This window comes from Clostridium sp. Marseille-P2415, from assembly GCF_900155545.1.
Taxonomy (GTDB): domain Bacteria; phylum Bacillota; class Clostridia; order Lachnospirales; family Lachnospiraceae; genus Lacrimispora.
In genome coordinates this window covers 3753777-3773872 of sequence record NZ_LT732526.1, presented here as the reverse complement: position 1 = coordinate 3773872, position 20096 = coordinate 3753777, and the positions used below count along the sequence as shown (strand labels likewise).

The 20096-nt window shown below is 43.4% G+C and carries 19 protein-coding genes; 5 read left to right on the top strand and 14 right to left on the bottom strand.

Annotated elements, in window-relative coordinates; translation table 11 throughout:
- Positions 1 to 58: 58 nt before the first annotated feature.
- The 3 genes from BQ9856_RS22195 to BQ9856_RS22185 all read right to left on the bottom strand — a co-directional run bounded on the left by BQ9856_RS22195 (position 59) and on the right by BQ9856_RS22185 (position 2996).
- Positions 59 to 949 carry a hypothetical protein gene (locus BQ9856_RS22195; RefSeq protein WP_139348749.1) on the bottom strand — a complete coding sequence of 297 codons (891 nt, stop codon included), beginning with the start codon at positions 947 to 949 and terminating at the stop codon, positions 59 to 61.
- Positions 950 to 1140: 191 nt separating this feature from the next.
- The gene (locus tag BQ9856_RS22190) at positions 1141 to 1644 is read right to left on the bottom strand and encodes a QueT transporter family protein (RefSeq protein ID WP_077612949.1); all 504 of its coding nucleotides are present in this window, start codon (positions 1642 to 1644) and stop codon (positions 1141 to 1143) included.
- A gap of 1148 nt (positions 1645 to 2792) precedes the next feature.
- Entirely contained in the window at positions 2793 to 2996 is a 204-nt protein-coding gene (locus tag BQ9856_RS22185; RefSeq protein ID WP_077612948.1) for a hypothetical protein, read from the bottom strand.
- A gap of 469 nt (positions 2997 to 3465) precedes the next feature.
- Between BQ9856_RS22185 and BQ9856_RS22180 the strand changes: the two genes are divergently transcribed.
- Positions 3466 to 3708: a hypothetical protein gene (locus BQ9856_RS22180; RefSeq protein WP_235839284.1), complete on the top strand. Its 243-nt coding sequence runs from the start codon at positions 3466 to 3468 to the stop codon at positions 3706 to 3708.
- Between the two features lie 35 nt (positions 3709 to 3743).
- On the opposite strand, the gene BQ9856_RS22175 is transcribed toward BQ9856_RS22180, so the two are convergent.
- The 7 genes from BQ9856_RS22175 to BQ9856_RS22140 form a co-directional block, all read right to left on the bottom strand.
- Positions 3744 to 4151, bottom strand: a complete 408-nt coding sequence (locus tag BQ9856_RS22175; RefSeq protein WP_077612947.1) for a HEPN domain-containing protein — start codon at positions 4149 to 4151, stop codon at positions 3744 to 3746.
- A complete protein-coding gene (locus BQ9856_RS22170) occupies positions 4141 to 4479 on the bottom strand; it encodes a nucleotidyltransferase domain-containing protein (protein WP_077612946.1) in 339 nt (112 codons plus the stop codon). Before BQ9856_RS22170 ends, BQ9856_RS22175 begins: the two co-directional genes overlap by 11 nt.
- A 353-nt stretch (positions 4480 to 4832) precedes the next feature.
- Positions 4833 to 5069: a toxin-antitoxin system HicB family antitoxin gene (locus BQ9856_RS22165; protein ID WP_442855603.1), complete on the bottom strand. Its 237-nt coding sequence runs from the start codon at positions 5067 to 5069 to the stop codon at positions 4833 to 4835.
- Positions 5070 to 5400: 331 nt separating this feature from the next.
- On the bottom strand, positions 5401 to 6831 hold the full coding sequence (locus tag BQ9856_RS22155) for an MFS transporter (protein WP_235839283.1): 1431 nt from the start codon (positions 6829 to 6831) through the stop codon (positions 5401 to 5403).
- Between the two features lie 19 nt (positions 6832 to 6850).
- Positions 6851 to 7651: an alpha/beta hydrolase gene (locus BQ9856_RS22150; RefSeq protein WP_077612945.1), complete on the bottom strand. Its 801-nt coding sequence runs from the start codon at positions 7649 to 7651 to the stop codon at positions 6851 to 6853.
- A gap of 86 nt (positions 7652 to 7737) precedes the next feature.
- On the bottom strand, positions 7738 to 8742 hold the full coding sequence (locus BQ9856_RS22145) for an alpha/beta hydrolase (RefSeq protein ID WP_077612944.1): 1005 nt from the start codon (positions 8740 to 8742) through the stop codon (positions 7738 to 7740).
- Between the two features lie 12 nt (positions 8743 to 8754).
- Positions 8755 to 11256 (bottom strand): glycoside hydrolase family 31 protein, encoded by a 2502-nt coding sequence (locus tag BQ9856_RS22140; RefSeq protein WP_077612943.1) that lies wholly within the window; start codon positions 11254 to 11256, stop codon positions 8755 to 8757.
- Between the two features lie 263 nt (positions 11257 to 11519).
- On the opposite strand from BQ9856_RS22140, the gene BQ9856_RS22135 reads away from it, so the two are divergent.
- From BQ9856_RS22135 to BQ9856_RS22120, 4 genes are all read left to right on the top strand, one after another.
- Positions 11520 to 12332: a helix-turn-helix transcriptional regulator gene (locus BQ9856_RS22135; protein ID WP_159442065.1), complete on the top strand. Its 813-nt coding sequence runs from the start codon at positions 11520 to 11522 to the stop codon at positions 12330 to 12332.
- Between the two features lie 21 nt (positions 12333 to 12353).
- Positions 12354 to 13043: a Crp/Fnr family transcriptional regulator gene (locus BQ9856_RS22130; RefSeq protein ID WP_077612941.1), complete on the top strand. Its 690-nt coding sequence runs from the start codon at positions 12354 to 12356 to the stop codon at positions 13041 to 13043.
- 122 nt (positions 13044 to 13165) lie between these two features.
- Positions 13166 to 13864 (top strand): DUF542 domain-containing protein, encoded by a 699-nt coding sequence (locus tag BQ9856_RS22125; RefSeq protein WP_077612940.1) that lies wholly within the window; start codon positions 13166 to 13168, stop codon positions 13862 to 13864.
- A 2-nt stretch (positions 13865 to 13866) separates the two neighbouring features.
- Positions 13867 to 15054 carry an MBL fold metallo-hydrolase gene (locus BQ9856_RS22120; protein WP_077612939.1) on the top strand — a complete coding sequence of 396 codons (1188 nt, stop codon included), beginning with the start codon at positions 13867 to 13869 and terminating at the stop codon, positions 15052 to 15054.
- A gap of 131 nt (positions 15055 to 15185) precedes the next feature.
- Here BQ9856_RS22120 and BQ9856_RS22115 read toward each other — a convergent pair whose 3' ends face one another.
- The 4 genes from BQ9856_RS22115 to BQ9856_RS22100 form a co-directional block, all read right to left on the bottom strand.
- Positions 15186 to 15992 carry a class I SAM-dependent methyltransferase gene (locus BQ9856_RS22115; RefSeq protein ID WP_200801340.1) on the bottom strand — a complete coding sequence of 269 codons (807 nt, stop codon included), beginning with the start codon at positions 15990 to 15992 and terminating at the stop codon, positions 15186 to 15188.
- Between the two features lie 175 nt (positions 15993 to 16167).
- Entirely contained in the window at positions 16168 to 17841 is a 1674-nt protein-coding gene (locus BQ9856_RS22110; protein WP_077612938.1) for an amino acid ABC transporter ATP-binding/permease protein, read from the bottom strand.
- On the bottom strand, positions 17834 to 19666 hold the full coding sequence (locus tag BQ9856_RS22105; protein WP_077612937.1) for an ABC transporter ATP-binding protein/permease: 1833 nt from the start codon (positions 19664 to 19666) through the stop codon (positions 17834 to 17836). The genes BQ9856_RS22110 and BQ9856_RS22105 overlap by 8 nt, the downstream gene beginning before the upstream one ends.
- The gene (locus tag BQ9856_RS22100) at positions 19663 to 20073 is read right to left on the bottom strand and encodes a YbaN family protein (RefSeq protein ID WP_200801339.1); all 411 of its coding nucleotides are present in this window, start codon (positions 20071 to 20073) and stop codon (positions 19663 to 19665) included. Before BQ9856_RS22100 ends, BQ9856_RS22105 begins: the two co-directional genes overlap by 4 nt.
- Between the last annotated feature and the right edge of the window lie 23 nt (positions 20074 to 20096).

The window sequence follows — 20096 nt, the reverse complement described above, 5'->3', positions numbered from 1 at the left end:
TGAAAAAGGCACCTTACAGATTTTATGACCTGTAAAGTGCACTTTATACCACTACTTCTTAAGACCCTATGGCAAAAGAAGGTGCCTCTTCCCCGTAGTCCCTGTCCCCATCATTGGCAGTGGCTGCTTCCGCTGCGGAAGCAATCATGTAAAGCATCTCCTTAAAACTCCGAAACGGCAGCTGCACTCTTCCTTCCCGCCAGTAAATAATGCCCTGCCAGGTAGAATACTCCTGGAACATTACTTTAATTGAAAAGGATGCCTTTTGCCCGCCCTTCCTGCACATGGAACAGGCCTCACTGGATATCAGCTGTCCATAATTAAGTCCGTATTTCAAAGTTTCATCCTCTGAAATTCCAATTTCCATAAAATTACAAAGGCTGCCTGCCAAATCAACCGGAACGCTAAACTGCTCCACCTTTTCCGCAGGTATATTTTGATAATTTCCTACAATCCGGCCGGAATTATAAACGTCAATGGATACGTGGCAGGAGTTTAAAGATTTTCCTTCCTGACTCTCCGGAAAACGCCCGTTTAAAATCTCATCAATCAACAGGATCAACTGCAGCTCACTTTCAAACGCCTCCGTGCGTTCTCCTCCCTGCCAGCTGATTGTCCCCTGCAAGCTTGCATGGTAACGGTACTGCACGTAAATAAAGAAGGTTGCCTCTTTCCCCTCCCGTTGTTCCTCTTCGCACCTTCGTGTCACAAAAGCCGGAGGCTTCGCACCGGGAAAGCACCGCATTTGAAATGTTTGCTTGGGACTCCCAATATCATCGAAGATACGGTCCATATTCATAATCATCTCCAACAGGCTGTTGTAACAGATGCCCTGAGAATCATTACCATGAAACATTACTCCTTTTATACCCCAATCCTTGCATTCGTCTACTGCTACCGTGAAATAACGATCGGCATTACGAACCACGCTCATTCTTCCTATTGCCATATTCTTCACCACTGTCCTTTTATTATGTCACTATTATAAACGATACCGGTTACATTTTGGTTACATTTTCAAAATCCGTTTAAATTTATTTTTTTAAATGTAACTTATTATGGAACTTGTAAAATGCTGGCGAAAAAGCTTATGAATTGTCTATGATAGTCAGGAATTTTCCGGATATTATGGAACGATCATTATTTAGACAAAAAACGTCTGAATACGATATGCTTATAGCAGTTTAAAATACCAAGCAGCAGATTTCCCAGCACGCCAATTGCAAGTATTTCACCGATTCCAACCGTGATCATCGCATACCAGATGAAATCCTCAGAGCCGTAAGCATACTTAAGCACCCACGGGATGATAATGGTGTTTGCCAGAATCGGCGGTACGCATACCAGCCATTTGGTCTTGCGAAGCTTATAGGAACCGACCGCTCCGATTAAGGTTGCCAGGCTGCCGAAAATAACATCCAGTGTGGCGGCACCGCACAGAAAATTGGACAACAAACAGCCAATAAACAATCCTGGAATTGCTGCCGGCGTAAAAAACGGGAGTATGCAAAGGATTTCTGAGATCCTGAACTGGACCGGACCGAAGCTGACAGGCGCAAAAATAATAGTCAGAACGGTGTAGATTGCAGCAATCACTGCCGAATAGACCATAAAATAGGTCCTTTCTGATGTTTTGTTACTCATATTCAATTCTCCTTTAGTTTTGTTTTAGGTGTGGAAGGTCTCGAACACACCGGTCATTGTTGTGAAATTTCCTTTAAAATCAAGGGTTTCACGGCCTTATTATGGGGGATACTATAACATAATGGAAGGGAAAAATCAAGAGCGTACCCCATTTTTACCCCATCAGGATTGCCATAATAATGAGACAAGATTTTCCAGGTATCCATTTCCGATTTAACTTCTTCACAAAAATAACTTTCATACAAATCACTAATCATAACTTGAGTTTTTTTTTACCAATGTCTCAATATTTGTGATTTTTTCATCAATCTCTGTTTCTCTTGCCATTTTAAAATACTCTCCTTTACATTTCGGTTTGCAAAGGGATAAATCTATATTATAATCAGAATATCCCCTTTGCATTGGTGTGTGATCGGGTTTGATTTTTTTATTAGCCCCTGTGTTTGGAATATATATCTGGCGAGGAAGAATAGGCTTGAAATGCCGTTCCGGATATGCTATATTAGAATTACAAAAGGAACAACCGCCCACAAGGGGTTGACCAGTAAAAAGATAGAAATGCCATCCTTTCAACCGCTCAAAGTTTACAAGGGTGGTTTTCTATTGCCTGTTTCCAGGCCTTTATAGAAAAACGCTACTTACAATTATAAAAAATAAAGGTAAGCAATGCGATGATAAAAGTTCCAAAGGCCATAAGGTCTTTAAAGTCATATTTCATCCGCATCACCTCCCAACTATGTATAATGGGAGGCCAACACCCTTGCAGTAACACGATTGCTCCATGTCACTATGGTAACATATCCCATTTCAATGTGCAATTACTTTTCCCGGCAGCAGGTCACAATTGTCCCTGCTGCCTTTTTTCCCTCTTGATGAAAACCTACGGCCCCCACCGGTTGAATTCTCAGCTCGCCCTCCGGTACGAGCGGAAGGGTGTCACATTTCGTTACCCCTTATCCAACTCTATTGATGAGTACCTAACGTCGTAGATCGCGACATCAGTGTCGAACCCTCCCCCGACGAAACACTTCTTTACCAGGGACATACAAGGATTTACAAGGGGTTTGTGTGCAGTTTTGTGTGCAGGCTTTTGCATACAATTTCCTGTCTTCTGGGGGGCGTGATAATGCATGATATCCTAGGATTTCCTAGGGTGCTTCCTTATCAAAACATGATTCCGGTCCTAATCCGGTCCGCTCAAAAAAGTATTTGCGTGGGATTCTTCCGGCTCTCGTCAAATATCCTTTTGACGCCAGCTCTGCATTTAATTTTCGAATAACAACGTTACTATGGCTGACGCTGATATCCATTGCTTCCGCAACCTCGTCAGGGGTCATCAAGTATTTACTCATTAACTTTTTCCTCCTTCTTATGCGGCCCCGTATTTTATTACCATTTCTCTAAATTCGGCATTTTCCTGGGCCTGTCACTCCTGTTCCTGTTTCAGTATATCACCAATCGGAACATTGGAAAGTCACAGGCAACTACAAACGCAGATTCTTCCGCTACCGATTTTTTTCTGCCTTATTTTGTTGTACTTTCTTTGTTGTGCAACGTTATCTGATTGTTGTACAACATTCCATTTCTACGGCATCAATAAAATAGCGAATAGAAAAATTTACCGTTCGTTAATATCAACTTACAGGGCTACCACAAAATGCAGTAGCCTTGAAATCCATCACCTGTCCGGCGTATGGAAATCACAAATCCGTTTTTGTGGAAATCGCGATTCCGACGAAAAGGAAATCGCTTTGCCTATAAAAACCTTATAATGATGTTATGCACCCTTTGGTGTAAATACATTATAAGGAGGTCACGAGCATGACCAAATACAGAGAAATCATTCGCCTTACTGGCTTAGGATTCTCACAACGCAATATCATGGCAAGCTGTGGTATCGCACAAAAAACTGTCATCAAGGTTCAGAAACGTGCAAGAGAATTAAAACTCTCATGGCCACCTGATGAATCCCATGACAGATGCCGAGCTTCAAAAGCTCATATGGTCATGTTCTTTGTCTGTTTTATAACCTCCTCCTTTGACGTAAAAATAGAGAGCACATAAGTTGTGCTCCCTGTTTAACATTATAACAATTTTATTTAACTTTTTATATATTGATTTACTGCATTCCATAGTGCTTCCGCCGTATCTATCTGCTCCTGCGCTTCTTCATTCGACGCAATATAAAACTCATCATAATCACTGGCATGACGGATTTCTTGCGCCCTGCTAATTTGTCGGCCAAGTATCCGGGGAAATTTCTCCGTTTTAATATATTCTTTATTAAAATATGTGATTGTATCTTTATGCCTTTTGAATGCGGCCTGTTCCAGCGCCAGCACAGCCGTAATTGTATGATATATCGCATAATATGCTCTGTTATTTGCAGCTCTGAAATGATCTCCGGAAAAGTCATCCTTTGCCGTTTCCAAATCTTCTCTTGCAACTTTAAGCCGATGTATGGCAAGACCCATCGGACTTCCAACGTTTCTTTCATTATGCAACATATAATTCAACTCCCTCATTCTTTACATTTCTATAAAAGGGATCTGCCTGCAGCCAATACTGAAAGTGGTTGATATCTTTCACAATCGGCATGATCATCATATCGTAATCCAGGTTAAAATCAAACGTTAAATCAGAAAGAATACGTCCTTTCTCCTTAATGGTCTCTTCTGTGGCATCTACCAGAATCATAATATCCACATCAGAGGAGGCGTTATAATCACCACGGGCATAGGAACCATATAAAATAACTGCTTTTAACTCATTGCCATATATTTCATGTACCTGATTCACATACTGTAAAAGTAAATTCCGTACCTGACCCAGCATAATACCACGTCCTCTCTAAGAATAATGAAAAACGACCGAATTGCATATATCCTTCCCATACCTGTTCTTATTATATTCTATCTCCAAACCTCTTACAACATTTTTACAGATTAAATTCTAAGAAACATCACTCCCCGGTGTTTATGGCGCATCATCCGACAGAGTTGACTGAATATGCCCACAATCTCCAATGATGATATGGTCAATGAATGGGATCAAATTAAGCCCTGAAAGAGATAAATCACAGTAAACTCATATAAATATTACGGGGGATACTATAGACTATTAAACCAGGAGTTTGTAATACCTCCCGGCTTCACGTCAGGTCATTTATAGCATGAACTATTATATATTCAATTTCGTGAACTATCATTCCGGGCAAGAAGATACAAACAATATTGGTTCATGCTAATCCCTTCCTGCTTAGAATGTTCTGCTAACCGGCGGTGTAACGATTTGGGTATTCTTAATTTAAACTGTCCGGAATATTTATCCAAATCATCTGGTTCTGGTATTTCACAACCTTCTTCCGTTGCGGCTTCCAACCACGCCCTTTTGGCATCCTTTACATTAGCAATGGCTTTTTCAATCGTATCTGCACAGGTTATGCAACCTCTTAAGTCCGGGAATGATACAACATACCCCCCTCGTCAGGGTCCTCTACAATTTCCATTCTATAGGGTAGATCCATGTATTCATCAACTGTTCTCATTTTCCTGCACCTCACTTTCCACAATCTCTCTTACCATTTGCACGTACACCTTTTTAATAGGCTCATGTTTTGGTATAGTAATTGGCATACAGCCTGACTTACGAAATGTATAATGACTGCTGCATAAAAGAAATATACCTGCCGAAAACTTAGCAGGTACATAACTTAAAATTTAAATATTTTATTGTCCTCTTGGCGGGGAATTCGTCTTACTTATGATCCTCTTTTTTCAACCTTAATGCCTCAACATTTTCCTGTACCTTCTTCTTAGATAACGGATACAGGAAAAGCAATGAAAGAGCCATCAGCGCAAAACCGATTGCAGGTACAATAGCTGTTACATCGTAAATGCCATTTACCACCTCTGTATCAAAAGCCGTTGACTCCGTATAACCAATTATGGTAAGAAGAAGACCTATCAGTCCTGAAGAACCTGCCTGTCCAAGCTTACGGGCAAAGGAATATACAGAGTAAACCGTGCCATCGGAGCGAACATTATTCTTCACCTGAATATCATCAATAACATCGACAATCATAGCCCAGCACATCAGGTTAAAAAATGCCAGCCCCATATATGCGATCGTATAGAGGATAATCCACACAACGACATTATCGGTATGAATAATATATGCAACAAACAAAGCCGCTGCACCGATGCATGCACCCACGCCTGAAAGTTCCTTTTTACCGATACGATCTGAAAGCTTCGTAACAAATGTTGAAAGAAGCAGAACGACCGCACACCCAAGGAATGAGCTGAGTGAAAGCATCGTTGTATTATTAAAATAATTTGGATATATATAATTTCCCATGCCGGTCAGAGTCAGCTGGACAAGAAGCAGAAGGAGCGCAGAAACTATGATACCGATGAACGCGCGGCTGGTAAACAGAATTTTAAACAATTGTCCAACATTCTTCTGATTCTTCTTGTCATTGACAAATTGCACGCGTTCCGTAGAAAGGCTGTAGCAGATCATATAAACAACGACAGCTAGAAGCGAGCATATTCCAGAAGCTATCATCAGCCGGTTACCGCCTAATACCCGGTGCCCTTCTGCATCAGTCACATATACGACCAGTGGCAGGATGACAGCAATTACGATCTGAGCTACCGTGGCTCCAATATTTCTCCATGTTGAAAGCATTTGCCTTTCTTCCGGCACATCGGACATTGCAGACACCATGGAACCATATGGGATATTTACACCTGTATAGCATACAGATCCCCATAGGAGATATGTAAAAAACATCCAGAATACTTTAAAGCCCATTGGCTTATCAGCAAAGTATGGTGCAAAAATCAAAAAGCTTGCAACGGCGACCGGACCAGCAAAACGGCGAATCCACGGAGCAAATTTCCCCTTCGCCCTATAGGGACTGCGGTCAACAATCTGTCCCATAGCAACATCCGTAAAGGCATCAACGACTTTCGCTACCATCATCAGAAGTCCCACCAGAGCAGCACTAACGCCCATGACATCCGTGTAAAATTTCATCATAAACAACGAAGCAATAACGAATGTCAGATCATTGGCAAAGTCACCGGCCGCATAACCGATCTTATCTCTCATCCCGAAAGGACGTTGTGCATTCTTCTCAAATTCAGCCATAATATTTATATTTTCTTTAGTATTACCCATAATTGTAACCCTCCAATTATTAGTTTAGCATCCAATCCAAGATGTGCTGTATATAAGTATCCCAAAATATCCAGTCGTGTCCGCCTTCTCCTTCTTCAAAGACCAAATCGGCCTCTCGTCTCTCCATTTGTTCTTTTACATGAATGTTAGACTTGTACAGGAAATCACTATACCCCACAGCCTGGTATAGCTTTGGAACCTGGCCTGCGGCTATATCTCTGTCATAAAGAGAAAACAGATCATACTCACTTCCCTCCAGCAGCTTAGGATCACCGAACGAATCTTCCCAGTTGAATGGATTATTATCAATTACACCGCCCTCAGCTGTACGATACAAGCTTGCAATGTCCAGTGCACCAGACAGACTGGCAGCCCTACTGTAGAGATCCGGTCTGGAAAGGCCGAGAAACCAGGCTCCGTATCCCCCCATAGAAAACCCGGCAATAAAGGTCTTTTCTCTATCCTTCGTTACCGGAAAAACGTTCTGGATAAAAGCCGGGAGTTCCTCTGTAAAAAATGTCTTGTATCTATTACCGCTCTTTAAATCCTGATAAAAGGAATTACCTGCTGACGCCATTACGACAGCAACTCCACGCTCCTGCGCATATCGGTCTATATTACTATATCGTATCCAGCTGAATGCGTCACCATAAGCACCATGCAGCAGATAGACGACCGGCAGCCCCGATTCATAGTCGTATTTCTCGCTGTGGTTTATCTCCACAATCTGCTCACTGCTGCCAGGCGTCGGAATAAATACGTTCAATGTGATATTGCTCCGCATTGAAAAGCTGTAATAATGAGTTTCCATCAAAGCCATTGCTTTTTTCTCCTCTTCTAATTATGACATTTTTACAAAGCTCAATTCATTGCGAATTTCACTCAATATATCATCTTCTTCAAATCTTACTCTCTGCCTGCACACTGTTTCCAAAAGGATACAGCTTCTTCAAGCCACCCTTCCACCTCCAGCCCAATGCCAAGTCCAAAGCTATGTCCTCCGGTACTTCCAATTCGTGATTTATATGGAATACCCAGTTTCTCACAGGTTTTGACCATAGTATGGCTGTTTTCCACAGGGACCGTCCCGTCATCCTCATTTGCAGTAATATATACTGGCGGATAGGAATCATCCATATAGTGCGTAAGATTGTATGGTTCAAGGTCTGCCGGCGTAAAATCCGGGCCGCCAACACGCCGCAGAAAAGGCGCAATGCCTTCGCGCAGAGGATGACCTTTGGCATAATCTGTATATATTCTATAAAACACATCCATTTGTATGGCAGTATATCCCAGAAAAATCATTTCCGGCTTCGGCACACCGGCGTTCTTCCACCCCAAATTACTGGAACCGATTTCTCCCGCAATTGTTGCTCCTGCGGAAAAGCCACCAATAAAATAATGCCCTGCCTGAACGCCGAATTCTTCCGCATGTTCCTCGATGTACCGGATACAGCCATACATATCCTCAAGCGGTTTTGGCATCAGTGGTTCCTGCTTGGTACGATAAAACAGCACAAAGGCTGTATATCCCAATTCGTTAAGTTTGGCCGCAATCGCAAGTCCTTCTATTAAACCCCACTGTCTGTTAAAACCACCGCCGGGAATTACAACTGCATACGGCCTATTGCTGAACGGACCTGGAAAATGTAAGAACTTTGCATATGCCTTGTCCCACTCACTCAATTTTGTTTCCTCAGAATAGATATCGTAAACATAACATCTCTCTGTTTTTTCCAGTTCTTCCATTCTATGAAGCGCCGGCAAAAATCCAACCTTTTCAAAACCATATTCCTTCAGTTTTAAATTCCAGTGATCCGGCGTCATATATGTGAATATATAGTCTGAAAACTGACCATATACGCCACTCTTCACCAAATCACCAATTGTCATATCTTCATTAACATCCATATCTCTGACCTCCTACATTCCAATCAGATCAAACTGCTCAAATGAGATTAATACTTCATGATTTTTCTTCGGATTCGGATATTTGATCTGTACAGATTTCAGCCGCTGGCTGTAATACCAGCCGCATTCTGCCTCCTCAAATTTTTTCCTGTGCAGAAAATGATGGATTTCCTTCTTATCAGCCAGAACATAGAACGGCGCCTTTTCGCGATGGATCACATCGAGAAAAATCGATTCTACATCTGTCTTATAACTCCCTTGATTCGTAAATTTAATCAATGTCTGTGTACCAGCCTCCACAGTAATCTGTGTCTTTAAATACAAACCCTGAAGATAATCATTTGAGATCCCATCATCTTCATATAATGTAAATTCACTGTTCACATCCGGAGCTAACAGAATATTCAGGCTGGTCGTCTTTTCAGTCATCAAATTCATCAGACGATTTCCTGACATCGGAATAATCGCGCCGCTCCGAACAAACATCGGAATACTGGAGATATCCACCGGAACCTCTATTTCCTGTCCGCCTTTATATGACTGACGCGTTTCGAAATCATAGAAAAATGCGCCTTCCGGCAAATAGACCTTGCGTACTGCGGCTCCCTTTTCAACAACATTCGCAACGAGTATGGAATCACCGAACATGAAGTCTACACCTTCATTATAGGTTTTTGAATCATTCTGGAAAGCTGATAATACAGGCTCCAAAATTGGCAGCCCGCTCTCATGAGCCCGTTCCATAAGAGAATACAGATAAGGAATCAGACTATAGCGCAGCCATATCGCATCCCTGATGTACTTCTTCATATTACTGTACATCCATGGCTCGGTGACCGTGTTATCCGTATTTGTAGAGTGTATTGAGAACCTTGGCATAAAAATGCCATTCTGTACCCACCGTACAAGCAATTCCGGTTCCGGAGCGATACCATAAAATCCTCCGACATCACAGCCCTGATTCGCTACGCCGGACAGGCTCATACCAAGCATCGTTGCAATATTGTACTTCAAAGCCTCCCAGCATGTAAGGTTGTCGCCTGCCCAGACCTGTGCATAACGCTGGATACCGGCATGTCCGGACCGGCAGACTGAAAAAGGCCGCACATGGCTGTCATATTCCACAATAGCCTCATTGGAAAGCTGGCACATCAGATTTGACATTACCGGTTTGAGGTTGCCAATTGTATCTCCCTTTCCTTCGAAATATACGCGCACGTCCTTATCCACTATACTGTCATATTCGCAGTTATCGTTCCAAATAGACTCACAGCCGTACTGCAGCAGATTCTCAGTAATATAGCTCTTCCAGTTCTGTCTTACGGATTCCTTAGTAAAATCGACAAATATGCCTTTGCCACCCCACCAGGTGCCAACTCCCGGTTCATCTGAATCAGATGCTTTGACAAACATGTCCTTTTCCTTCATCTCTTTCAGCATCGGGTGTACAAGCAGCATTCCAGGCTTTATATTCGGTGAAACAACAATGCCTCGCCTTTTCATTTCTGCAAACCACTGTTTAGGATTTTTAAAACGCTTTTTGTTCCATGTAAAAGTACATCGTTTTATTCCTTCTTCAGTCTCAACTGCACAGTATCCGGAAGAAAGCTGGAATCCGTCAATGGGGATTTCCTCTTCCTTCGTTGTATCGATGAACTCAAGTATGGAATCATCAGAGTCTGCAGGAAGTTCCGGATAATACATAGACGAACCAAGATATCCCAGCGCTGTTTTTGGCAGCATAACCGATTTTCCGGTAAGATCCGTATAACGTTCGATAATTTCCCTGATAGACGGACCTGCAATCAAGAACAGATCGATATCACCTGCATCCGTACAGTATGTTGAATGGCGATGCCAGTAATTCCTTTTTTCCCGGCCCATATTAAAAGAACATTCGGCCGTATTATGGTAAAAATATCCGACTGCTTCTCTGGATGTCCCTGAAAGCTTAATATAGAACGGAATATGCTTGTATAGTGAATCCGTCTCCTTCGGGTTATATCCCATAGCATCACCCGGAGCCATGTTCATGAATTTTTCCGCCTTATTGATTTCACCTGACTTCTCACCAAATCCATAAAAAAAGTCATCTGCCTCTATCCGGCTGGTATGCAGCCTTCTATGATTGGAATCCTCCCGATAGGCTAAATCAGGTATATCTTCATGCAATAAAGATCCATTTTTATCATAAACACGAATAAGGAATGGATCCTTCTGCACCTCAATGCGCAGCCTTCTTCCTTGAATCACCACCCTGTCACCGCTATCTCTCAGTTCCGCCGATGATGGTTCAATTTGCCTTCGACAATTCTTCATCAGCTCGTCCGTTCTGGATTTCCATGCTGTCATAACCAGACTGTAACTTGCTTCATCCCAGTCACCATCAAACCCGGCCCTGATCCGTATGATATCATCTGCCAGGAACATAATTCTGATTTCAATGCAGTTAGTCTGTACAGAGAAATAACCGTGACAACCAGTAACCATCTCGGCTTTGTGACACACCTTCATCTTGTTACCTCCATTTCTTTCCTCATTTCATATTTTATCTATTGAAGATATTAAGTTCTAGACGAATATTGCTGTAAATAACTTGAAATTTTACAAATCTTGATCTATTCTTATTAGGGCTTGAATGAAATCAGTGCAGTTAAAGTGGAAATGGTAAAGCCCAGTTACAACCATCTGACTGATATATAAATTTAAAGTAACACTATAATTTAAAAGTGAAATAATTACATCTCAATCAACAATTTATGGAGGTTAATACAAAAATGATTGATACCGCACAAGTTCAAATGGGGCAAGCAGCCGAAATCGCAGTGGAACAGATTACCGGTGTCAACGATAATATGTCAAAGTCACATTATCATGAATATTTTGAACTATATTTTCTCGAAAACGGTGAACGGTATCACATTATTGACGATAGCATTTATAAGACATTATCGGGGGACTTCATGCTTTTTACACCCCTGACACTACATAGATCTTACGGCGATACGGATGTATCTTTCTCCCGTACAGTTATCTATTTTACACCAGAGAAAGTCCTGTATCCTGATCTTAGTAATGTGCTTTTTAACAGCACTGGCATGTACCGGCCTGACAAACGTACACTTCATATAATGAGACGATACATCTTTGAAATGCTAGAGGAGCAGTCAGTTCCTGGCCAGCTACATGATAACTATATCCAGACTCTGCTTAACATGATGCTGTTTGAAATCACACGCATGAGCCAGGTAAAGCAGATTAACGATACATCTGACCGTATAAGCCGTATCATACGCTATATAAATGTTGCATATGCATCAGAAATAACTCTAAGGGATCTTGCATCACGATTCTATATAAACGAATACTATCTGTGCCATGAGTTCAAAAAGTATACGAACCGCTCAATCGGTACTTATATTAGTAATACACGCATCATCAATGCTCAGCGTCTATTCATGGAAACAAAACTTAACGTTACCCAAGTTGCCCAGCGTACCGGATTTACTAATCTGACAAACTTCAACCGGGTCTTCAAAAAAATTACTGGAATGACCCCCTCTGAATATCGAAAAAAAGTAAGACAATGAAACGTCCGAAAGGAGAACGGTATGGAACATCAATGCAATTGCTGCAGCAAATTATGTACTTCCAAAATCCCCCTTTTTCAGTCTCTCTCTTTAGAAGAACAAAAGGAACTGATATCAAAAACGCAGCATCTGGATTACAAAAAAGGAGAAACAGTTTTTCATGAGTATGACCCGGCGGATAAAATACTGGTTATCCGCTATGGAAAAATAAAGATTAACCACTATTCCTTTGAAGGAAAAGAGTATGTTCTCGATATACTGGGAGAAGGCGAAATCTATGGAGAGCAGAATATATTCGGAGGAAAAGCGTTTGAAGCAAATGCCATTGCCTTGGAGGAAAGCGGGGTATGTCTGATTTCTTTGGCAGACATCCAGAATCTGATTTTAAAAAGGCCTGAAATAGGAATTAAAATATTAAACGTAGTAGGGCAGAAACTGTCATTAGCCAATGAGCTGGTGCAATTATTATCCGTAAACGATGCCAAAGCAAGGGTCGCCGGTTTTCTTTTATTTAGAAGCAATAGAATTAAAAGTAAAACCATTGAATTGACCAGAGATGATATATCTGCATATATAAACGTCAGAAGGGAGACCATCAGCAGAAAGCTGGGGGAGCTTCGCATGGAGGGGGCCATTGGACTGGAGGGGAACCGAAAGGTCCTCATCCGGAACAAAGATATTTTAAGAGATGTTTTTGAAAACGGAAATTAATAAAAAACATTCAAATAATGATTTAAATCACATTTTTCTTTCTCTTTCCTGGTTATACTAGCCTTACAAAAAGAACATCTGGTTTCGAAAAAACGAAGAGCTCAGAGAAAGGGAGGTCAAATATGATTACAAATAAAATGAAGATAACCGATGTGATTAAGGCATATCCAAGAGCAGTTGATATTTTTAATGATTTTCACATTGATTATTGCTGCGGCGGAAAAGATATTTTAGAAGACGCGGTACGAGAACTTGGTATTGACTCAAAAAGCTTTATCGAACTGTTAAATAAAAAGCTTGTGAAAGCAGTTCACGAACCAGACAGCGGACAGGTACTGGCCATAGAACGGTTAACAGAGATGGCGGTTCCTGACCTTATTGATTATATCATTGCTACTCATCATGCAAAAGAGAGAATACTTCTTACGGAAATCGATGAATTGATCAATAAAGTCCTGCTTGCTCATTATGAGCACCATCATAAGCAGCTGGTTCCCCTCCATGGACTTTTTTCGGATCTGAGAAAAGAACTTCAGGAGCATTTTGCCAAGGAAGAAAAACTGATTTTCCCCTATATGAAAAAAAGTTTCTCCGGGAAAAGTGACGGCGGATATGTGAAAGAGCTGGAAGATGAACATGAAGCGGCCGGAAATCTGATAAAAGAAATCGCGTTCCGCACCAATGATTTTACAGTGCCGGAGGACGGCTGTGCCTCTTACCATCTGGTCTTTCAAAAGCTTCAGGAATTGATCAAGGACATTTATATTCACATATTTACAGAAAACTCATTGCTATTTCAAAAATATGAAGGAGGAATATAATTATGAAGAAACTTGTGAAAAATAATGTTTACTGGGTTGGAATTATGGATTGGGAACTGGAATCCTTCCATGGGGCAGACTATTCCATTAATCACGGTTCGAGCCAGAACGCTTATTTAATTAAAGAAGAAAAGACTGTCCTGATCGATACCGTCTGGAAGCCGCATTCCACAGAGTTTATAGACAATCTGGAAAAAGAAATCGACTTAAAAGAGATTGATTTTATTGTTGCAAATCATGGGGAGATCGACCATAGCGGTTCTCTTCCGGAACTGATGGAAAAAATACCCGATGCTCCTATCTATTGTACGGCAAACGGAGTAAAATCACTTACCGGACAATATCATCACCCGGAGTGGAATTATAAAGTTGTGAAAACAGGGGATTCCATTGATATCGGAAATGGCAAGAAGCTTATCTTTGTTGAGATGAAAATGCTTCACTGGCCGGACAGCATGGCTACTTATATGACGGGAGATAACATACTCTTTTCCAATGATGCTTTTGGACAGCATTTTGCTGTGGAAGAATTATTCAATGATAAAGCCGACCAGTGCCGGCTCTGGGAAGAGGCTTTGAAGTATTATGCCAATATATTAACTCCGTTTTCAACTCTTGTTAAAAAGAAAATTGAGGAAATAAAAGGACTGAACCTGCCCATTGACATCATCGCTACCAGCCACGGCTCAATCTGGAGAGATAATCCCCTGCAGATTGTGGAAAAATATTATGAATGGTCACAGAACTATCAGGAAGATCAGATCACCATTGTTTATGATACCATGTGGGAGGGGACAAAACAACTTGCTCACAAGATCAGTGCCGAAATCGCACAGATTTCACCAGATACAAGAGTGATGATCTATAATATTTCTAAAACAAATAAGAATGACATCATGACGGAGGTGTTTAAATCCAAGGCGATTGCTTTAGGCTCTCCGACCGTTGGAGGAAGCGTGCTTTCTTCCGTAGGGGGATGGCTTGATTTCTTAAAGGAACTGAGATTTAAGGGCAAGAGGGCTGCCGTATTCGGTTGCTATGGATGGAGCGGAGAGGGTACAAAGGTTCTTCGGGAAAGGCTGACCGATGCAGGATTTGCAGTGATTGAGGAGGAAGCTAAGTGCTTGTGGAATCCGGAAGAGGAAGATTTTAATAAGGCTGCAGAGATAGCAAAGGCGCTTTGTGAATAGTAAACAGGCCTATGAAACTCATGTTCCATAGGCCTGTTTTCCTGTTTATAACGGATCCCCAGCCCGGTACTGACCAGCCCCTTTTTGCAGTTAAGCCACAAAGCTGACCGTCAGATCTTTGTGTCTGCAGTTTAAAGAGGCTGCCGGCTGTTTCCCCATTCAAAGACTGCCAGACGGTCATTGCAGTCTTTTACGCCCGGAATTAAGGAAAATAACCGTCCCCGGAAAGTAAATGTTTTCATAACAACATTAAAGCTGTCTTCTTTAACCAATTTAAGACCCGGACACAGTTTCTCCAGCTCATGCCCGGTTTTGGTTCCCCACTTAAACGTAGCCTTTGTATTTTTCACCGTATCGTGATGCTTACTGCCTTTTGCCGCAAACGGATGCATTAACTCGGCGATTATCACAAAGTCCAGGAAATGTTCCGTTATAATGGAAAGCAGCTTTTTTACATCTTCCTGTTTAAAATACATCAGCAAACCTTCCGCAATAATAATCGCTTTTCTCCCCTTTTCCACCTGACCGGCCCAGCCAGGCTCCAAAACAGAACCGGCGATCATTGTCACCCTCTTATTATCTTCAAAAAAACGGCTGCGGACCTGAATGGAGTCCGGAAGATCGAGGTCATACCACAAAAGTTTTCCATTATCGACCCTGGAAAAACGATCATCCAGGCCGCATCCCAGATTAATGCATACGGCATACGGATACTGGTCCAGATATGACTTAACCTCCTTATCAAACATTATCGTTCTTGCCACAACGCCTTCGTGACTCATAAATTTATCATACTTTGAAGTATCAATGCCCAGAGACTTAATAATATGCAATGCTTTATCATCGTGGATCCTGGCATTGGGACGAAGCGTTTCATTCGCTTTGACAGCCAGCGGAATCAGCATGGTTTCCTGAACATCTCCCAGATTCATCATCATAACTTACCGCTCCCTTCTAACCTCACTTTTTGGTTAGTTTGTGCTAACTTTTTGCTGTTTTTATACTACTACTGCAATCCTCACAAGTCAATTGGGCCAAGAAAATATATAAGCTAATGAAAAATTTTATCACAAAGCGGCACATATCTGTCCGGGATTTTACTCCGGTCATCCCTCAGGATCCCCGGTCCCCAGTCATTTTCCAGACCTTTTCTGCGATACTCATTGTGGACCTCCTGTGGGATACCAAAACCACTGTCCGGTCTTTCCTTTCTTCCTTTAAGGATTTTAAAATAATTCCCTCATTGAGACTGTCCAGATTGCTGGTAGGCTCATCTAACAAAAGCAGGGGGGAATCGTGAAGGAACGCTCTTGCAAGCCCGATCCTCTGGCGTTCCCCTCCGGATAAGCGGTCTCCCAGCTCTCCCACTTCGGTATCATACCCGCCGGGCAAAGCCTCTATGAAATCATGGATGGAGGCTTTCTTTGCCGCTTCCATGATTTCCTCCCTGGAAGCCCCGGGTTTTCCAACTGCGATATTATTTGCAATGGTATCGTGAAACAATACCGTATCCTGGGTCACAAAGCTTTCCATTTTTCTTAAATCAACGGTGTTGATGTTCCGCACATCCCGTCCGGAGACGAGAACAGCTCCTTTCTGTACATCCCAGAATCTCATCAAAAGCTTTAACAGCGTGGATTTCCCGGAACCGCTTTTTCCGTGGATTCCGATGATCTGGTTCTCAGGGAGCTCCATGGAAATCCCCTTTAAAACCGTTTCAGCCCCGTAAGCAAAGGTCACATCTACAAAGGCTGCCCCGGAAAATGTGCTTTCCGCCTTCCCGTATACCTCCTTTACCTGAGGCTCCTCCTCCAAAACGGATAAGACCCGCTCCCCGCAGGCCAAAGTCTGGTTTAAATTGTTGGATAAGCTGGATAGAGCTGTTACCGGTCCGAAGGATCCCATCATGGCAACGGTCACCAGCACCGCGCCGTCAAACTCCAGGACATTGTTCTCATACAGCCACAGGGTCAAAAACAGCATAAAAAAGGAAAACAGGGTAATGCAGGCTCCTGTAACTGCCCCGGAGCTGCCTTCCAGTTCCTTTAACCGCTTTTGACGCTCAGACAGATGGTACGATCCCTCTTTAAGCTGAGACAGGCGTCTGCTTCCCTGGCCGTACTGTATGGTTTCCCCCAGTCCCCGGAGGCTGTCCAGAATAAAGCTGTTCATCCTTCCGAACTGATCCCGATACTCCATACCGGTCTTTGCCCCTTTCCGGGAATTCCAGACAGGAAGGATCACCCCAACCGTTACATAGCCCGCCAATGCCGCCAGGCCGCAGACAGGATGGAAGCTGCCCATAAAAATCACCATAATAAGGCTGGTAACAAATGCAATGCAGACCGGGGAAATGGTATGGGCGTAGAACACCTCTAAAAGCTCTATATCACTGGTAATAATGGAAATCAAATTTCCCCTGTCCCGCCCTTCCAGCTTTGCAGGGCAAAGTCTGCGCAGAGCCTCAAAGACCCGGTGGCGAAGGACCGCCAGCAGTTTGAATGCAATATAATGGTTGCACTCCTGCTCCCCATAGTGGAACGCGCCCCTGAGTACTGCCAGAACTGCCATCATCATAAAGATCTGCTTTAAGGAACCCGGAAATACGGGAGGCGGAGAAAATCCAAGAACTGTAAGGATTCCGGCAACGGCCGATATGGTCAGGAAGATGGCACATAAATATCCCAGGACTCCCAGGGTGACCGCCAGCCCAACGATCAGCAGAAGCGGCTTTACCAGCCTCATTAACTGCGCCATAATCCGGATCCCTGATCTTCGGCTATGCATACCGCACTCCCCCTTTTTCCGCAGGTTTCCGTGTTATTTTCCGTTCCCTGCCCTTTCGTCCGTCGGTCAAGCAATCCGGCTTCTCCTGCTCCAGATCAGTTCCCGAAGCATACTCCTCCAGCGCTTTCTGCCCCAGATAGAGTCCTGCATATACACCGTTTCTCTTAAGCAGCTCCTCATGATTCCCCTCTTCCGCAATCCTGCCTTCCTCTAAAACATATATCCTGCCGGAATCAACCACATTTGCAAGGCGGTGGGAAATCAGCAGAACATTCCGCCGGCCGGCCAGCTTTTTGATTACCGCCATGATCTGGTTTTCGCTTTCTGCGTCTATGTTTGAGGTGGCTTCATCAAATATGTATACCGGCGTATCGTGAAGCAGCGCCCTGGCCAGGGCAAGTCTCTGGCTCTGGCCTCCTGATAAGTTGGAGCCCCGTTCCCCAAGCTCTGTCTTAAGGCCCTTCTGCTCCATCAGAAAATCATAAAGCTTCACTTCCTTTAAAACCTCCTCCATCTCTTCTTTTCCCGCCTCCGGTGCCGCCATCCTTAAATTGTCCTCCACAGTTCCCTTAAAAATATAGCTGTTATGGCTGACCAGCGTCACATGGGACATGAGGCTTTCTTCTGAGATATCTGACAGCTCCAGGCCATTTAACCGGATCTCTCCCCGGTAATTCCTGTTCTTGCCTGTCAGCAGAGAAGCGACGGTGCTTTTTCCGCAGCCGGAAAGCCCCGCCAGAGATACCATGCCCTGCTCCGGAAGCTTCAGGGACACCTTATCTAAAACCTTTCGTTCCGGTACATAGGAAAATTCTACAGAACGCATGGTGATTTCCACCGGCCCGTTTTCCAGCTCCTTTTCCCCTCTTTTTTCAACCGGTATGTCCAATATCCCAAAGAGCTTGTCCGATGCAGCTATGCCGTTCATGGCAATATGGAAAAATGACCCCAGAAGGCGCATCGGGATAAAAAATTCGGAAGACAGCAGAATAATGGTCATAGCACCTCCCAGCCCCAGACTTCCTGCCAGATATTCCCGGACCGTGACTATCATGCCGATGGCCGCCCCGCCGTAGGCCACCACATCCATGACAATAATGGAATTAAGCTGCATCATCAGGACCTTCATGGTGATTTTCCGGAAATGCTCCGCCTCTTCATCCATCTTCGCTGCCTTATCCCCGTCTGCCTGATAAATCTTAAGCGTGGTAAGCCCCTGTAGATTCTCCAGAAAACTGTCTCCCAGTTCTGTGTAAATTCCCCAGTATTTGTTCAGCAGCTTCTTTGCAGCCTTTTGCACTGCTATGATCGTCAGAGGGATTAACGGAACACAGAGGAGCAGAACCAAACTGGCTTTAAAGCTAATAAAAGACAGGACAAAAAACAACGTGAGAGGGGCCAGTAGACTGTAAAAAAGCTGGGGAAGATACCTGCCAAAATAGACTTCCAGCTGCTCCACTCCCTCCACTGCCACCTGTACGGCCTCGGCCGTAGGGACCTTTTCGTGATAAGCAGCTCCCAAAACCATCAGTTTTTCATACAGCCGCTTTCTTAATTCCCGTTTTATGTCACTTCCCGCCAGATCAGAAGCCAGGGCCGCCCTCCGGCTGCAGACCATGCGCCCGAGGACCGCCAGCAGGATCACCCCTGCGGATACCGCCACGCTTCCTTCTGTCAGCTGTCCCCCGTAACCCTTCTCAAAAAGCCGTCCCGCTGCCGTCATGACGGCAATCGAGGCCCAAAGGGCCAGCCACTGCCACAGGACATTATGGACAATATACTTTTTGGAATCCGACATAAGGCAGATCAGGTTTTTTTTAATCATGACACTCCCCTTTTTCCTTCTCCCGGAATCATCTTTTTCTCCTCTGTGGTTTTTATGCCAAAGATGAAATATACGTAATGAAACGCTGCTACAATAACAATGATGACCTTTGCAAAAACCGGGGAAAACCAAAATCCGGCAGCAAGGAGCAAGGTCACAATAACAAGGACTCTGATTTTCATCCCTTTTGTCATGGACTTTGTTACAACAAAATCTTCCAGATACTTTTTATACAGTTTTGTAGACAGAAACCATCTGTGGAACCGGACAGAACCTTTGGCAAACAGTACCAGCGCCAGAAGCAGAAACGGAGTGGTCGGAAGAATGGGAAGCACGATCCCTATGCAGCCGACTCCTATGCACACAAATCCCATTGCCACACAAGCAGTATTCATTAGTTTTTTCAAGATAAGAATCCCCTTTCCTGGGG

Bases quoted from the DNA above. Each gene is read 5' to 3' on its own strand.
- BQ9856_RS22140 (WP_077612943.1), bottom strand. From the start codon at position 11,256: ATGAAGGTGTGTCACAAAGCCGAGATGGTTACTGGTTGTCACGGTTAT.
- BQ9856_RS22185 (WP_077612948.1), bottom strand. From the start codon at position 2,996: ATGAGTAAATACTTGATGACCCCTGACGAGGTTGCGGAAGCAATGGAT.
- BQ9856_RS22170 (WP_077612946.1), bottom strand. From the start codon at position 4,479: ATGCTGGGTCAGGTACGGAATTTACTTTTACAGTATGTGAATCAGGTA.
- BQ9856_RS22130 (WP_077612941.1), top strand. From the start codon at position 12,354: ATGGAACATCAATGCAATTGCTGCAGCAAATTATGTACTTCCAAAATC.
- BQ9856_RS22135 (WP_159442065.1), top strand. From the start codon at position 11,520: ATGATTGATACCGCACAAGTTCAAATGGGGCAAGCAGCCGAAATCGCA.
- BQ9856_RS22110 (WP_077612938.1), bottom strand. From the start codon at position 17,841: ATGCATAGCCGAAGATCAGGGATCCGGATTATGGCGCAGTTAATGAGG.
- BQ9856_RS22125 (WP_077612940.1), top strand. From the start codon at position 13,166: ATGATTACAAATAAAATGAAGATAACCGATGTGATTAAGGCATATCCA.
- BQ9856_RS22195 (WP_139348749.1), bottom strand. From the start codon at position 949: ATGGCAATAGGAAGAATGAGCGTGGTTCGTAATGCCGATCGTTATTTC.
- BQ9856_RS22115 (WP_200801340.1), bottom strand. From the start codon at position 15,992: ATGATGATGAATCTGGGAGATGTTCAGGAAACCATGCTGATTCCGCTG.
- BQ9856_RS22120 (WP_077612939.1), top strand. From the start codon at position 13,867: ATGAAGAAACTTGTGAAAAATAATGTTTACTGGGTTGGAATTATGGAT.
- BQ9856_RS22180 (WP_235839284.1), top strand. From the start codon at position 3,466: ATGACCAAATACAGAGAAATCATTCGCCTTACTGGCTTAGGATTCTCA.
- BQ9856_RS22175 (WP_077612947.1), bottom strand. From the start codon at position 4,151: ATGTTGCATAATGAAAGAAACGTTGGAAGTCCGATGGGTCTTGCCATA.
- BQ9856_RS22190 (WP_077612949.1), bottom strand. From the start codon at position 1,644: ATGAGTAACAAAACATCAGAAAGGACCTATTTTATGGTCTATTCGGCA.
- BQ9856_RS22150 (WP_077612945.1), bottom strand. From the start codon at position 7,651: ATGGCTTTGATGGAAACTCATTATTACAGCTTTTCAATGCGGAGCAAT.
- BQ9856_RS22105 (WP_077612937.1), bottom strand. From the start codon at position 19,666: ATGATTAAAAAAAACCTGATCTGCCTTATGTCGGATTCCAAAAAGTAT.
- BQ9856_RS22145 (WP_077612944.1), bottom strand. From the start codon at position 8,742: ATGGATGTTAATGAAGATATGACAATTGGTGATTTGGTGAAGAGTGGC.
- BQ9856_RS22155 (WP_235839283.1), bottom strand. From the start codon at position 6,831: ATGGGTAATACTAAAGAAAATATAAATATTATGGCTGAATTTGAGAAG.